Source organism: Hyalangium versicolor (genome assembly GCF_020103695.1).
GTDB classification, from domain to species: Bacteria; Myxococcota; Myxococcia; order Myxococcales; family Myxococcaceae; genus Hyalangium; species Hyalangium versicolor.
The window spans coordinates 369833-383357 of sequence record NZ_JAHXBF010000006.1; the positions used below are offsets into that span (position 1 = coordinate 369833).

At 66.2% G+C, this 13525-nt stretch carries 9 protein-coding genes; 7 read left to right on the top strand and 2 right to left on the bottom strand.

Annotated features, from left to right (window positions below; translation table 11 throughout):
- Positions 1 to 262: 262 nt before the first annotated feature.
- The 5 genes from KY501_RS53635 (at position 263) to KY501_RS15315 (ending at position 7119) form a co-directional block, all read left to right on the top strand.
- Positions 263 to 2149: a protein kinase domain-containing protein gene (locus tag KY501_RS53635; protein ID WP_309242966.1), complete on the top strand. Its 1887-nt coding sequence runs from the start codon at positions 263 to 265 to the stop codon at positions 2147 to 2149.
- 550 nt (positions 2150 to 2699) lie between these two features.
- Positions 2700 to 3044: a hypothetical protein gene (locus KY501_RS15300; RefSeq protein ID WP_224363706.1), complete on the top strand. Its 345-nt coding sequence runs from the start codon at positions 2700 to 2702 to the stop codon at positions 3042 to 3044.
- Positions 3045 to 3162: 118 nt separating this feature from the next.
- Positions 3163 to 4074 carry a DUF2381 family protein gene (locus KY501_RS15305; protein ID WP_224363708.1) on the top strand — a complete coding sequence of 304 codons (912 nt, stop codon included), beginning with the start codon at positions 3163 to 3165 and terminating at the stop codon, positions 4072 to 4074.
- Between the two features lie 19 nt (positions 4075 to 4093).
- Positions 4094 to 5854, top strand: a complete 1761-nt coding sequence (locus KY501_RS15310) for a serine/threonine protein kinase (RefSeq protein ID WP_224363710.1) — start codon at positions 4094 to 4096, stop codon at positions 5852 to 5854.
- Between the two features lie 119 nt (positions 5855 to 5973).
- Entirely contained in the window at positions 5974 to 7119 is a 1146-nt protein-coding gene (locus KY501_RS15315) for a serine/threonine-protein kinase (RefSeq protein ID WP_224363713.1), read from the top strand.
- Positions 7120 to 9548: 2429 nt separating this feature from the next.
- On the opposite strand, the gene KY501_RS15320 is transcribed toward KY501_RS15315, so the two are convergent.
- A complete protein-coding gene (locus KY501_RS15320; RefSeq protein WP_224363715.1) occupies positions 9549 to 11147 on the bottom strand; it encodes a sensor histidine kinase in 1599 nt (532 codons plus the stop codon).
- Between the two features lie 179 nt (positions 11148 to 11326).
- On the opposite strand from KY501_RS15320, the gene KY501_RS15325 reads away from it, so the two are divergent.
- Together KY501_RS15325 and KY501_RS15330 are read left to right on the top strand one after the other, a co-directional pair.
- On the top strand, positions 11327 to 12634 hold the full coding sequence (locus KY501_RS15325) for an ABC1 kinase family protein (protein WP_224363717.1): 1308 nt from the start codon (positions 11327 to 11329) through the stop codon (positions 12632 to 12634).
- 121 nt (positions 12635 to 12755) lie between these two features.
- Positions 12756 to 13049 carry a hypothetical protein gene (locus tag KY501_RS15330; RefSeq protein ID WP_224363719.1) on the top strand — a complete coding sequence of 98 codons (294 nt, stop codon included), beginning with the start codon at positions 12756 to 12758 and terminating at the stop codon, positions 13047 to 13049.
- A 28-nt stretch (positions 13050 to 13077) separates the two neighbouring features.
- Here the strand turns inward: KY501_RS15330 and KY501_RS15335 are convergent, their stop codons facing one another.
- Positions 13078 to 13506: a response regulator gene (locus KY501_RS15335; RefSeq protein ID WP_224248625.1), complete on the bottom strand. Its 429-nt coding sequence runs from the start codon at positions 13504 to 13506 to the stop codon at positions 13078 to 13080.
- Between the last annotated feature and the right edge of the window lie 19 nt (positions 13507 to 13525).

A 13525-nucleotide genomic window follows, 5' to 3' on the forward strand; every position in this document is an offset into this window, starting at 1 on the left:
CGTGACGAGTGCCGCGAGGCTGAAAGTTCTTCCTTCCGGGGGCTGGCATTCCTACCGGCTGTCACGGGGGACTCATGCCCTGCGGTAGGAGATCGATTCACGACACTGTCCAAAATCCGAATCCGATCAACCGGTTGACTGAGGTTACAGCGGACACCGGGTGTGAGCGGAAGTCGGCACGGTTGTCGCATTGGGGACGTGGGTCCGGGCGCGGGTGGGAACCCGGACAGGTTTTTCCCCGTCCCCACCTCGGAAGCCCGCTGTGCACGCATCCCTCCCTCTCTGCCACTGCGCGAGTCCGCATCCTGAGTCGGCCGAGTGCCCGACGCTGATTCGTTCGGGCAAGGCGGCGGTGGACACGCGCCGTGGGGCCGGCCTGTCCTGGGCGCAGGAGAGCGAGGCGGACCACTTCGTCGGGCAGAGGTTCGGCAGCTTCCAGGTGGTGCGCGAGCTGGGCCGGGGCGGTATGGGCACGGTGTGGTTGGCCGAGCACACGCTCATCCAGAAGCGCGTGGCGGTGAAGGTGTTGCACGCGCACCTGGCGCGAGAGCAGCGGGTGGTGTCTCGCTTCCTCTCGGAGGCGCGCACGCTGACGCTGATCCAGCACGAGAACGTCGTCACGCTGTATGACTTGGACATGCGGGAGGGGCGCCCATACCTGGTGATGGAGTACCTGGAGGGGCAGAGCCTGGCCTCCTTCGCGAAGGGCCCGCTGGAGCCGGCGCTGGTGGTGGAGCTGCTCTCGCAGGTGTGCGACGCGCTGGGGGCTGCGCACGCGCATGGCATCATCCACCGGGACTTGAAGCCCGCGAATGTGTTCCTGGTGCCGGGAGCGGATGGGCGGCACCGGGTGAAGCTGCTGGATTTCGGGATCGCCAAGCTGCTGACGTACCCGACGGGGATGATGCCCACGCAGGATGGGGCCGTGCTGGGCACGCCCGAGTTCATGGCGCCCGAGCAGTGTGGCGGCCTGCCGGTGGATGTTCGCACGGACCTGTATGCGGTGGGGGTGATGGGCTACTTCCTGGCGACGGGGGTGCTGCCCTTCACGGGGAGCCACCCTGCGGAAGTGCTGATGGCGCACCTGGTGAAGGCGCCTCGGTTGCCGCACGAGGTTCGCCCGGAGGTGCCGCAGGCGCTCTCGCGAGTGCTGGCGCGGGCGATGGCCAAGCGGCCCGAGGATCGCTACGGCTCGGCGGCGGAGCTGCGCCAGGCGCTGAAGGATTCGCTGGCGGCGGGGCGGGAGACGCTGGCGCCGTTCACCGTGCGGGTGCGGGTGAGCGGTGAGTCGGTGTCCGCGGAGCTGCGCGGTGAGCGGGTGGGGCGGACGGGATTGTTCCTCCACACGCAGGCTCCGCCCCCGCCGCTGCTGCTGGACGTGGGGTTGTTGCTGCGGCTGCCGGGAGGAGAGCTGGCGTGCACGGGGCAGGTGGTGCGGCACGTGTCTCCGGAGCAGGCGCACCAGTGGCACATGACGCCGGGCTTCGCGGTGCAGTTGCGAGACACGGCACCGGGGTTCCAGGAGGCCTTCGAGCGGCTGCTGGCGGGGGAGCGGGTGGCACCGCAGACGCCGCCGGTGAGCAACGTGCAGGAGGATGCGCGGGCGGAGGCGGTGCTGCAGCGCTTCGCGAGCCGGTTGCAAGGGGACCACTACCGGGTGCTGGGCGCGGCATGGGACGCGGACTTCGACACGGTGCGAGTGAACGCGCGGGAGGCGCGGCTGGCGCTGGAGCCGTTGCTGAAGCTGCCGTTGGCGCCGGGGCAGCGGGCGAGGGTGGATCGGGCGCTGGGGCGCGTGGCGGAGGCCTTCCACGTGCTGAGCCACCTGGAGCGGCGCGCGGAGTTTGACGCGGAGCTGCGCAACCTGGAGGGAGTGCAGCGCTGTGTGTCGGCGGGGCTGACGGTGACGGCGCTGGAGGAGTGCCGCCGGCGGTTCCTGGCGCGCAACCGGGTGCCAGAGGGGCATGTGACGCTGCACCTGGCCACGGGAGATGCGTTCGCCACGCAGGGCAAGGCAGCGGAGGCGCTGCGCTGTTACGAGGCGGCGCTGCGAGTGGATCCGCTCCACCTCGAGGCGCTCAAGCGGTGGCGCACGGTGCGGGCCCGGCTCAAGAGTGCGCCTGCTGCTTCGGCGGCGACGGGACGCTAGGCCTCTTTCCCAACCTTGTGAGACACAGCATCGCTGAGACCCAGTAGTCTCTAGAGCCTGCACCCCTCTTTCTTTTGGGTGCGCCTCCGCTCCTTCTTTCCATCGTGCGGAGGCTCCGAGAGATACCGAAGCGCAAGACCGGCAGGAGATTGCGGCTTTCAGGGAAGCGGCAGCGCAGTACCTTGAGAACTCAAGGGAAGTACGGCAGACACGTCCAGAAGTCGTTCTGGTATCTGGTGGCGATCCTGTTGTTCCCAGGCCTGAGTGTACGGACTATGGGTGTCCAACCGTAGTGGTATGCGAAAACGCCAAGGCTGTTTGCTATGCCACCCACTGTGGCAAAGGGAGTTGCAACCTCTGCCCGTCTCCCATGCCGGAAGCATTCAAGCACCTCGTCTTCAAGCAGTGGTGCGAGTTCGAATGCGTGCGCGGACCGATCCGGATGGGGACGGTGATTGGCTTTGTCCCAAGCATTGGAAAGGGCTTCATAGGCTCATTGGGATGCCCACGAGAGTAGGACTCGAGTTGCTGCCAGGGAGAAGCTTGCTCCATGCCTTCACCACCCGAGAATGATGCCATCCGCATTGGGAATGCGCTCAGTACTCTGGGCCATCTGGCTGCCAGCCATCCCCTAGAGGAGATTCGGCGTTCTAGCGGCGACGCGAAGCTCAGGGAGATCATCCAGGAAGCCGCTGTTCTGCTGCTGGATATGGTGGTGCACGAGGAAATGCACAACCCGAAGGTGGTTCCTCTCGCTGTTGAGGCCAAAGCTGCGCTCTCGCAGGTACGAGACCTGGTGCAATCTGTCGATTGGGATGACGTGGAGCGTGTACAGCGGCTCAAGGCGTATGCGTGCCAAGCCCTTGAGGCCCTGGGATTCGGGGTGTCTGAATGAGTCCGCCGCCGCGTTCCTGAGTTCGGTAGGGGTGGAGCCGCGGTGAAAGCGTGAAAGTTCGGCGCAGACAACTCATCGCGTTTGATAGGCTGGGGACAACCTATGAGGTCCCTTCGCCTTGTTCCCACTCCCACCCCGTCTCCCGCTTTTCGCGCTCGCCGCCGTACTGGTGAGCCTTGCTGGTACGGCACTGGCTGCGCCCGCTGCCCGCTCCGTCGTGCTCACGGGTAAGGCTGGTGAGTCTCCCTTCATCGCTCTGGCGCTGGGGACTTTCACACTGCTCGTTCTGGACGCGCCCATCGTGCGCGAATCCGTCCAGGTGGAGGGCCGGGCCCGTTTCTCCCGAGTGGATCCGGCAGATCAGGGCATCACGCTTGCGCTGGCAGAGCCGCTCGGGCCCACGGAGCGGTTGGCGCTCCGCTTCTCCTATCGCGAGGGGTTCCCAACGAGCGTCGTGTTCCTGCTCACTGGGGCGCAGGGTGAGGCGGATACCGTGGTCAACGTGAGCCGCCCGAAGCAGACCCTTGAGGTGTGCCGCGAGGCGCTGTCCGCCACGCGCGAGCGCTGGGAAGCCCAGAGCAGGGAACTGGAGGACCTGCAAGCCCGACCCCCGGTGGCAAGCCCGGCCGCCATGGCGCTCGCGGGGTTCCTCGATGCGAAGGGGGTGCAGGCCACGGAACTTGAGCGAGCGTGCCTCCGGGAGGCAACAGGTGAACTTCGCCCCGTGCACTGCAACTCCTTCCGGGCTTCAACGTGGGCTGTCGTGGTCCTCGTGGTGAGAAACACTGGAGCAGCGCCGTGGACTCCTGAGTGGGCAGAGGTCTCCCGAGGTGCAGGTGGGGCGCCACGCCGTGCCCGTACAGTGCTGCCAGCTCACGTCACCATCTCCCCGGGTGGCACGGCCACCTTGGCTGTCGAGGTGGCGATGCCCCTGGGGATTCAGCAACCAGGGCGGCAGGAGTTGTACTCACTGCGGGTGTGTGACGTTGCCGGCAGCCGCTGTGTCGTCGTTTCGAACGTAACGCTGTAACGACAGCGAGGTGCGCAGCATGGTGGCCCAAGTGGACCCAAGGGAACTCGAGCCCGGCCAGTGGGTGGACGGCTGGCTCATCGTGCGGAAGATCGGCAGCGGTACCTACTCCGCTGTCTACGAGGTAGAGAAGGATGGGAAGCGCTTCGCACTCAAGGTGGCCTGCCAACGCGATCAGAACAGCGATCCTCTACAGACGGAAGCGCGCGCGAAGCGTGAGGTGGTCTGTCTCCAGCACCTCAACCATCGCTATATCATCCGGATGTGGGCCCATGGCTGGTGGCCAGGACCCTGCTCGGGCTTCATCTATATCGTCCTGGACTTCGTGGACGGCTATACATTGGGCAAGTGGGTGGAGCGAACCCATCCGACACTCCACGAAGCGGTCGTCCTGTTTCGCAAGCTGTTTGACGCGCTGGCGTACATGCACGAGCGGGGCGTATCCCACCGTGACCTGAGCCTGCGAAACATCATGGTCACCCACAAGGGTGAGCCCGTCATCATCGACTTTGGCGCGGCGGATTACGCGGCCGCCGAGGAGGTGACGGATGCGCCCTTGCCCCCCGGGACACCACGAAACCGCAGCCCGGAGGCCATGCGCTTCTGGAACGAGAACCGGCTCAACCCGAAGGCGCGTTATTCCTTCAAGGCGACCGATGACATCTTCGCGCTGGGAGCCGACCTCTACGACGTGTTGACAGATCCCGCGCCCGAGCGCAGCAGCGAGCGCCACCCGCTGGGGGGCATGATGCCTCCTCCTTCCCCATTCAGGCTCTCCCAGGGGCGGGTCCCAGAGGAGCTGAGTGCCTACTGTCTGATGCTCATTGCTCGCGAGCCAGAGGGGCGGCCCGCGACGGCCAAGGACGCGGGCCGCCCGCTGGAGGGCTTTGAGCGGTATGAGGGACCGCCGTGGCGCGGTGCACCCTTTCACCCGGTTGCAGCGCAGTTGCCGCCAGAGCCCGCTGCGCAGTTGCCTGGGCCGGTCCATGCGGGGCTTTCCCAGGGAGTGGCGGATGCACCGCCTGTAAGGGAGGCGGTTGTGGTGAAGGGGTTGCGCTCAGGGATGCGCCGCCGGGTATTCGCCGGAGTGTTGGCGTTGACATCCCTGGTGGTCCACCCGGCCGAAAAGCCGACAAGCCTCTCCGCTCGGTTACCCTTGGCTCTTCCTACCCAGGAGGAGGCGAGCCCTTCCATGCGACAGCCCGAGAATTCCCCCACCCCCACCAACAGCGGCTCGAGCCCGTCCATGGCACAGAGGTCGAGTGACTGGCGCGTGCTCTCGAAGGCTGAAGCATGCGCGCTCCTCGCGTTCACCTTGGCGTGGATTGAAGCAGGCTGTGCCGGTGTGCAGGCGAGGCCCGATCCAGAGGCATGTCCCAAGGGGACCCGGGAGACGATGTGGGAAGAACTGGGTTGGGACGTGGGAGATCAGCCCCTCATGGTTGTTGACGTCACAAAAGGAGGTATCCCCAGAGAGAGAAGGGTGAAGGTAGAGGAACTCGATACAGTGTTCCAGGACGGCCCTGTGACAGGTGCTCTGTCCCGAGCGCTCGGGAAGGCTCCAGAGGGAATCCTGTTGGATGGCCACCTCTGGACAACGGGAGACCGCATCTACGGTCGCTATCGACAGGCCCGTTTCCCGGATGGGCACGCCGTACCGATCTGCATCGAACTGGCTGACCAGCGCATCGTGGGCATCCCCAAGGAAGCGGGCTCGAAGCCTGGTGCCGTTCGAGGCCAGAAGGAGGTCCAAGCCGAAGTCGTCGATCGATGGCGGTAGCCGCGCCCAGGCCTGCCGCGCGTCCAACCCCAGACGTCTTTCACCTCTTTGGGCACATGTCAGGTAGTATGCCGCTCCATGGCGCGGCGCCCTCGGGCGCTGCGAGGAGCCGAGTCCGCATGGCCACTGCCCGAAGTCGCTGGAGCTTCCCAGGCGTCATTCTCTTCTCCCACGGCGAGCTCTCGTACGAGGTGGATCTCTCGCATCGCGTTGTCGAGGCGTGGGCCCAACCGCAGCTGGGCGAGAAGACCGTTCTCGCGTGGGAGTGCAAGAACGCGAGGCGCCTGCGTCAGGTCCTCGTCCGCAGCTTGCCCTCAACGGGGGATGATCCAGAGGCGCTCGCGCGCATGCGTGCGCGGTTGCGTGAAGAGGCGCGTCTGGCCACGTACCTGCACCACCCCCGGATCGCCCGGATTTTCGGTCTCCACGAGGTTCAGGGCGTTCTCCATGTCGTGTCCGAGATGGTCGAGGGCATCTCGCTCAACACGCTGATCACCTACTCGCTCATGCGCGAAGCGCCCATGTCCCCCGCGTTCTGCATGTACCTGGGCGCCGAGATTGCCAGCGCGCTGCACCACGCGCACACCTGCACGGATGAGCGGGGTACCCCGCTGGGCATCGTGCACCGCGACGTGAACCCTGGCCGCATCTCCTTGGGGCCGGAGGGCGAGGTAGGGCTGACAGACTTCGCGCGCGCGCGGTCCCTGCTCCCGGGGCGCGTGGCGACGACGTTCCCGCGTCCTCGAGGAGATGTCTTCTACTCCTCACCCGAGGCACTGCTCGGCGAGGAGCTGGATCCGCGCTCGGATCTGTTCTCGCTGGGGCTGGTGCTGTTGGAACTGGCGACCTGGCGCCATCTCTACAACACGGCGAATGCACGGCCCTCGGATCTGGAGAAGGCGCTCACGCCCGGGGTGAAGGCGCAGGTTCTGGGCGCCACCCTCACGGCGATGGAGGCGAAACTGCCGGGACATGCGGAGGACTGCATCCTGCGCGCCGCCACGTTCGCCCCGCAGGACGTGGAGGAGCTCACCGAGCCGCTGCTGGCTCCGTTGCGCTTCATCCTCCGCGGATTGATTCAGCGGAACCCCAACGATCGCTGCCCGTCGGCGGCGCAGCTGGAGGTGGAGCTTCGGGCAGGTCTCGCGTCGCTCGGAGTCCCCTATGGCCCTACTGAAGCGCTGGAAGAGATACGCATGACGTTGGAGGGGGCTCGCGGGAAGCGAGGTGTCATGGAGCCCACGAGTGAGGGGCGGCCGGGCTGAGGGCGCTCTAGATCCCCATCGTCCAATCCCAGTAGAGCGGCTGACACGAGAAGGGACCCTGCTCCCAACTGCGGCTGCAATGATAGCCCTCACCGCACGCCTCAGCAGTGCTGCGAGGATCGCAGGCTGGTAGGCAATGCCAGCCATCGCAGACCTTTCCAGCGCCGCAGGGGGGCTTGCCTTCACCGCAGGGTTCGACACACTCCATCCACACTTTGCCGGGATACGCCGGCTCTCTGGCGACATGGCACTCAAGGCCATCAGGGCAGGGGGTCTGCTGGCACTGGGGGCCATAGACCTGAGCGCACATCGAAGCGCCCTCCTCGAACGGGATGCACTGCTGGCCCGCGGGGCATTCGCGTGTCGCGCACGTGGGCAGACACAGGGGTTGGGGAACGGTATCCGCGCAGAAGAAGCCTTCGGAGCAGTCTGCGTTGTCGCCCAGACGGCACGGTCGGGAGCACCAGGAGTGTTCGCGGCCGCCACACAGCCATGTGGCTTCGCAGGCGTTCCTCTTGTCGTCCGGAAGCTCGACGCAACCTTCCCCTTCCTTGCGTGGGCCCACGGGGATGCACCGGCGAACCTGCGGTCCTTCTCCCCAGGTGGCAAGACGCCGACAGACGTCGCCTTCCAGGCACTGCTCATCCGTCAGACACTCGCTGTCGGTACAGGTTGACCGTGGGTAGCGGGGGTCGAACAAGCAGCCGAGCGGCGGTTCACACTCTTTGCCCGGCCCGCAGCGCCGCCCATATGTCTCCAGACGCATGCGTTGATTGGCGGTGAGGATGGGACTGATACGCATGCCGGAGGGCCCATCCGCTAGCACCTCTGGCCTCAGCAGCGTCCATAGCAGCACCAGCAGTGGTACTGGCAACAGAACTCCTGCGAAGACGGCCGCGCTCCTGTGCCAGCTCGCTGCCCGCAATCACGGTCCTCCGCATTCGAGACACGCAGTCGAGTTCTCCTGGCCAGGCCCGCAGACCTCCTTGCGCCGTTCCACCGTACATTTCTTGATGCCGATGACCTGGTTCTGCGCGTCCTTATGCACGGCCCTGTCGATGCGGCCACCCTTGCCAAAGTCGGAAGGACAGCCGAACAACGCGAGCGTAGAAAGGACCATGATCGTTGCTTGTCGCCGCCGCATCGGTTCCTCCCGTGACGGGCTCGCGACGCTACCAGCGCGGCTCCCACACCGTCCACGCCGCGGCAGATAGGCGCCACCCAACCGGATGAGGATGGTACCCCAGTGGGGGCGTATGACTGGGAAGCTACCAATCCGGACGGCACGCAAAGGGCGAATCCGGCCTGGGCTGCCGACATTGAAACCCCTCGGCACAGGTGGCAGGGCCCTGTGGGTCACACGCCGGTAGGCATTCATATGCGTCACAGACCAGGCCAGCCGGGCAACGAGGGCGGTCATCGCCGCACTCCGGGACACATCGCAGCCATACCTTTCGAGGCTTCGATGGGTGGATGCGCGGGGTGCAGAATTCACCCTCCCCACAAGGAGACTGCTGGCAATTGGTGCCATACACCTGTGCGCAGAGAGAGGAGCCCTCGCGGAACTGGATACATTGCTTCCCTGCGGGACATCCTTGTTTCTCGCAGGTGGGCAGACATGCGGGCTCGGGCGTGGTGTCCGCGCAGAAGAAGCCCTCGGGGCACTGCGCAGGCATTCCCGGGTGGCATGGGTGGGCGCACCAATAGTCCTTCCCAGCGCACAGCAGTCCCGCTGCGCAGGCGTTCTTCGGATCGGAAGGAACAGGGAGACAGTTCTCGCCCTCCTGGCGCACGCCTACAGGGCCGCAGATACGCACGAGCGGTCCGTTCTTTTCCGTGGCGAATCTGCGGCAGACCTGGCCCTCGGAACACTGCGCATCCGTGGTGCATTGGCTGTCCGTACAGTACGCGTGCCGATAGCGCGACTCGTAGAAGCAGCCCAGCGGTTGTTCGCAGTCGGCACTCGACTCGCAGTTCCGCCCGTAGGTCATCAAGCGCGCGCGTTGCTCGATGTCGAGCATGGGGCTGATGCGCTCCTCTGCTGGTGGCACGGGCTTGAGTTCAGGTTGAAGGAAGGCTCGTAGCAGCAGGATGAGCGGCAGCGACATAAACGCGCCCGCGCAGACGCTGAGGAATGTGCGCCAGTTCATCCGCACTCGAGGCATTTCTGGTCATCCCGTTGAGGGCCTTCACACACCTCTTTTTTGTATGCGTCCGAGCAGCTCTTGATGCCGAGCTGCTCCTGGCCATCTTTGTGCACGGCCCTGTCGATGCGGCCGCCCCTGCCGAACTCAGAGGGGCAGCCGGTCAGCGCGAGTGTTGAAAGGACCAGGAGCACGATTGGGAGTTGCTGCATGAGTCCATCCCGGGAAGAATCCTCGACGCTAGCAGCGCGGCTCCCACAGCGTCCACGGCGGGAGCCGGGCCTTCTACCCAGCCCCGGGAGCGGAGCGCGGCAGCCACACGCTGAACGTGGTCCCCTCCGCCTCGCTGGAGCGCACCTCGACGCGGCCCCCGTGGCTCTGCGCAATCTGCTGGACGATGAAGAGCCCCAACCCCAATCCAGACGTCTGAGAGCCTCCGTCCGTGCCGCGCCGGAAGGGCTCGAAGATGCGGGGCAGCAGCTCCGCCGGAATGGGCGCGCCTCCGTTGTGGACGTCCACCCGCACCGCGTCTCCCTCATCTCGCAGCACGAAGTCCACCGGACTGTCTTCGGGGCTGTAATCCAGCGCGTTCTTGCCCAGGTTGCCAAGCAACTGGGTCAGCCGGTCCGGATCCCACTCGCCTCGCAACTCTCCTGTCGCGCTCAGTCGGAGCTCCCGCTGCGGATTGCCCGTCTCGAGTTCCTCCAGCACATGCTGGCAGAGCGAGCGCAGGTGCGCCGGGCGCCGGGTGATGGGGATGCCGCCCCCCAGCCGCCCGCGCGTGAAGTCGAGCAGATCCGCGATCATCCGCCCCATGCGCTCGGCGCTGGTGACGATTCGCCGCACGGTCTTCAAGTGCTGCTGGAGCACGCAGTCCGAACGGATCAGCGCATTGGCTGACAGGAGGATGGCGTTCAGCGGATTGCGCAAGTCATGCGAGACGATGCCGATGAACCGTTCGCGGAACTCCGCCGCCTGCTGCAACTCCGCCTCGACGCGCTTGCGGTCGGTGATGTCGGTGTTGATGGCGACGGCTCCGACGATGGTGCCCCCAAGACGGACGGGGGCGGCGGCACAGCGCAGCACCACCTTCCTGCCCGTGAGGAGGTGACGCGAGCAGACCTCCCGCGTGGTCGGCTGCCCCCGGAAGGCCCGCATGAAGGGCTCTTCCTCTGGTGTGAGCCGGTGCCCGTCCTCGACGGAACGGTTCTGGAGCCGCTCCCCCAAGGTGGCGACATTCTGGTTCAGCTCCTCCAGCGACTGGAACCCCAGCATCTCCAAGGCCCGGCGGTTGGCCTGCTTGATGCCCGTGGCATCCCCCACGTACAGGGCATCCGGAATGCTCTGGAGGATGGCCTCCAGGATGGCCGTGTTGCGCGCCAACTCCTCCGCGGCGTCGAGCGCCTCGAGCCGCAGGCGCGCCTGTTCCAGCTCCTGGGTGGAGGCCTGGAGCTCCTGGCCCTGGTGTACGAAGGCGGTGACGTCCTCCACCTGGTGCAGCAGGTAGAGCACCTCTCCCTCGCTGGAGAGGATCGGGGTGTTGGTGGGCTTCCAGTACCGCTCCTCGAAGCCGTCGCCTTCGGATGCCGGGCGTCGGATGTCGTACCGCTGCACGGCCATGGTGTCCGTCGAGCGCGTGGCCATGGCCCGTTCGAGCGAGGCCCGCAGGTTGTGCACGCCCGGGGCATGAAGAGCCGCCAGGTTGTCCGGAAACACGTCGAACAAGGGACGGCCGAGGACACCCTCACGGGTCGTCATGGTGGCACGCAGGTAGGCATCGCTCACGGCCACGAGGGTGAAGTCCGCGTCGGGCAGGGCGCAGAAGTACAGGCCGGGGCTCTTCTCGAAGAGGCGCTGGAAGTCAGGGGGAGAGGGTTGAGGCATGACCACCCCATCCAAGGACCAAGGGCATCCGCTGTCCGAAGAATGAGCACCAAGTGGGATGTCCCCAAGACTTCTGGGCCCAGGAGCGGGACGGGCAGGCAAGCGAGCGAACGCCTCGCCTCGCGATGCGCCGGCCCCTCTTGCGTCTGGCGACAGCCTCCCCGTTAATCATCCCATTCATGGCCTCCTCGGACTCCGATGACAAGCTCCCACCGCAGGGCCGGCTGAACCGGCTGCGCAAGCTGGCCGGACTGTCCGCCCAACTCGGCGCGGATGTCCTCAAGAGTGGAGCCAAGCGCCTGGCCGGTCAGGACCCGGACCTGCTCAGCAAGGGAATGGCCGAGAAGCTCGTCGCCACCCTCGGAGACCTCAAGGGCGCCGCCATGAAGTTCGGCCAGGCCGTCTCCATGGATCCGGATCTGCTCACCCCCGAGGTGCGTCAGGTCCTCGCCCGCCTCCAGAACCAGGCCCCCGCCATGGGCTATGACTCCGTGGCCCGTGTCATCCGCCAGGAGCTCGGCGCTTCCCCCGAGTCCCTCTTCCGCGAGTTCGACCCGCAACCGCTCGCCGCTGCCTCGCTCGGACAGGTGCACCGAGCCGTGCTCGAAGACGGCCGCCCCGTCGTCGTCAAAGTGCAATACCCCAGCGTCGGAGACTCGCTTCAGGGCGACCTGGACAGCCTGGGCCTCGTGGTGAAGACCGTCTCCAAGACGTCCAAGGCCATGGATGGCACCGCTTACTTCCAGGAGCTGCGCGAGGAATTCCTCCTGGAGCTCGACTACCGCCGCGAAGCGCGCCTGTGCCAGGGCTTCGCCCAGAGCGTCTCCCGGCTGCCGGACCTCAAGGTGCCGGACGTCATCTCCGAGCGCAGCTCCGAGCGCGTCCTCACCCTTGAGTTGCTCGAGGGCCAGACGCTCAAGGACTGGGTCGTCACCGAGCCTCCACCCGAGGAGCGCTTCCGCGTCGCCCGTCAGCTCATCCGCGCCATCTACGGGCCCTTCTTCTGCGCCGGAGAGATCCACGCGGATCCACACCCGGGCAACTTCATGGTGATGAAGGACGGGCGGCTCGGGCTGCTGGACTTCGGCTCCATCAAGAGCTTCTCCCCGCGCTTCGTCGACGCCAACAGGCGCATGTTCATCCAGGCCGTGAACCTCGAGGCCCTGGACATCCTCGGCCTGAGCCGCGAGGTGGGCTTCACACTCGAACTGCCCGAGGCCGAGGCCGAGGAGCTCATCCACGAGGTGCTCCGCATCGCCGGCCGGCCCATGCGCTCGCACGACTACGACTTTGCCTCCTGCGAGATCAACCGCGACATGAAGCGCCACTTCGCCAAGAACGCGGTCCGCTTCCTGAAGATCCGTCCGCCCCCGGAAGCGGTGATGTTCTTCCGCTCCACGGGAGGGCTGGCGCAGAACCTCCGCCTCATCGCCGCGCAGGGAGACTTCCGCCGCGTGTACCAGGAAGTGGCAGCCCTGTTGGGCTGAGCCTTGGCCGGAGCCACCCGGGGCGCGGAGGCAGCACGCCTGTTCGGTTGCTCACATTCCCAGAAGGTCAGGTGCACGACGGGCGCCCCATGGCTACGTTCGAGGCCAAGAGGCTCCGTCCATGCGGCACCCACGACTGTTCTACACCCGCGCCGCGAGGAGGCGCCTCCAAGGGCTGCCCGCCGAGGTGCGGCTGCACCTGGAGAACCACCTGGAGAATCTCGCCCTGCTGGTGAAGGCGAGTCCTCCGGAGCGGTTACCCCAGTTCCTGGCTCGGGTAGAAGAGGGCTTCGTCACTGCGGTGAAGGGGGTGCGCGTGCTCTTCGTGGTCGACGCCACGGCGCGCACGCTCCTCATCCACCGCATCGAAGTGTTGCCCGGGGACAGGCCGGAACCTGCTCCGCCCGCCCCATGAGGTTGGCTGCGCCCCAGCGGGCGCGCCCCTACTTGTTGATGGCCTGATTCGTCGTGCTGGACGTGGGGCTCGTCGCCGACCGGCCTCGCTTGTAGAGGTCCGTCAGCTTCTTGGCCAGGTCCGCACCCTGCACGCTCTTGGAGATGTAGCCGTCCGCACCGGACGACAGGGCCAGCGAGCGCAGCTTCGACTCGTCGGAGGCCGAGTAGAGGATGAACTTGGTGCCCAGCGGGGCTTGCGCCCGCGCCAGCGACAGCACCTTGTCCCCGCTCAGCGCGGGGATGTTCACGTCCAGCAGCACCAGGTCCGGTGCCACCGAACGCACCAGGTTGGACACGCCTAGCGACGAGCGGTGCGTCCGAACATCGAAGCCGTACGAGGAGAGTGAACGTTCAGCGAGCACGAGTTGATCCTGGTCGTCGTCGACAACGAGGACGCGGATCTTGGTTTCCGACATGGTTCCCCCAGGGGGCAGG

Excerpts from the sequence above, each read along its gene's own strand:
- KY501_RS15330 (WP_224363719.1), top strand. The coding sequence starts at position 12,756 with ATGCGGCACCCACGACTGTTCTACACCCGCGCCGCGAGGAGGCGCCTC.
- KY501_RS15325 (WP_224363717.1), top strand. The coding sequence starts at position 11,327 with ATGGCCTCCTCGGACTCCGATGACAAGCTCCCACCGCAGGGCCGGCTG.
- KY501_RS15315 (WP_224363713.1), top strand. The coding sequence starts at position 5,974 with ATGGCCACTGCCCGAAGTCGCTGGAGCTTCCCAGGCGTCATTCTCTTC.
- KY501_RS15300 (WP_224363706.1), top strand. The coding sequence starts at position 2,700 with ATGCCTTCACCACCCGAGAATGATGCCATCCGCATTGGGAATGCGCTC.
- KY501_RS15320 (WP_224363715.1), bottom strand. The coding sequence starts at position 11,147 with ATGCCTCAACCCTCTCCCCCTGACTTCCAGCGCCTCTTCGAGAAGAGC.
- KY501_RS15335 (WP_224248625.1), bottom strand. The coding sequence starts at position 13,506 with ATGTCGGAAACCAAGATCCGCGTCCTCGTTGTCGACGACGACCAGGAT.
- KY501_RS15310 (WP_224363710.1), top strand. The coding sequence starts at position 4,094 with ATGGTGGCCCAAGTGGACCCAAGGGAACTCGAGCCCGGCCAGTGGGTG.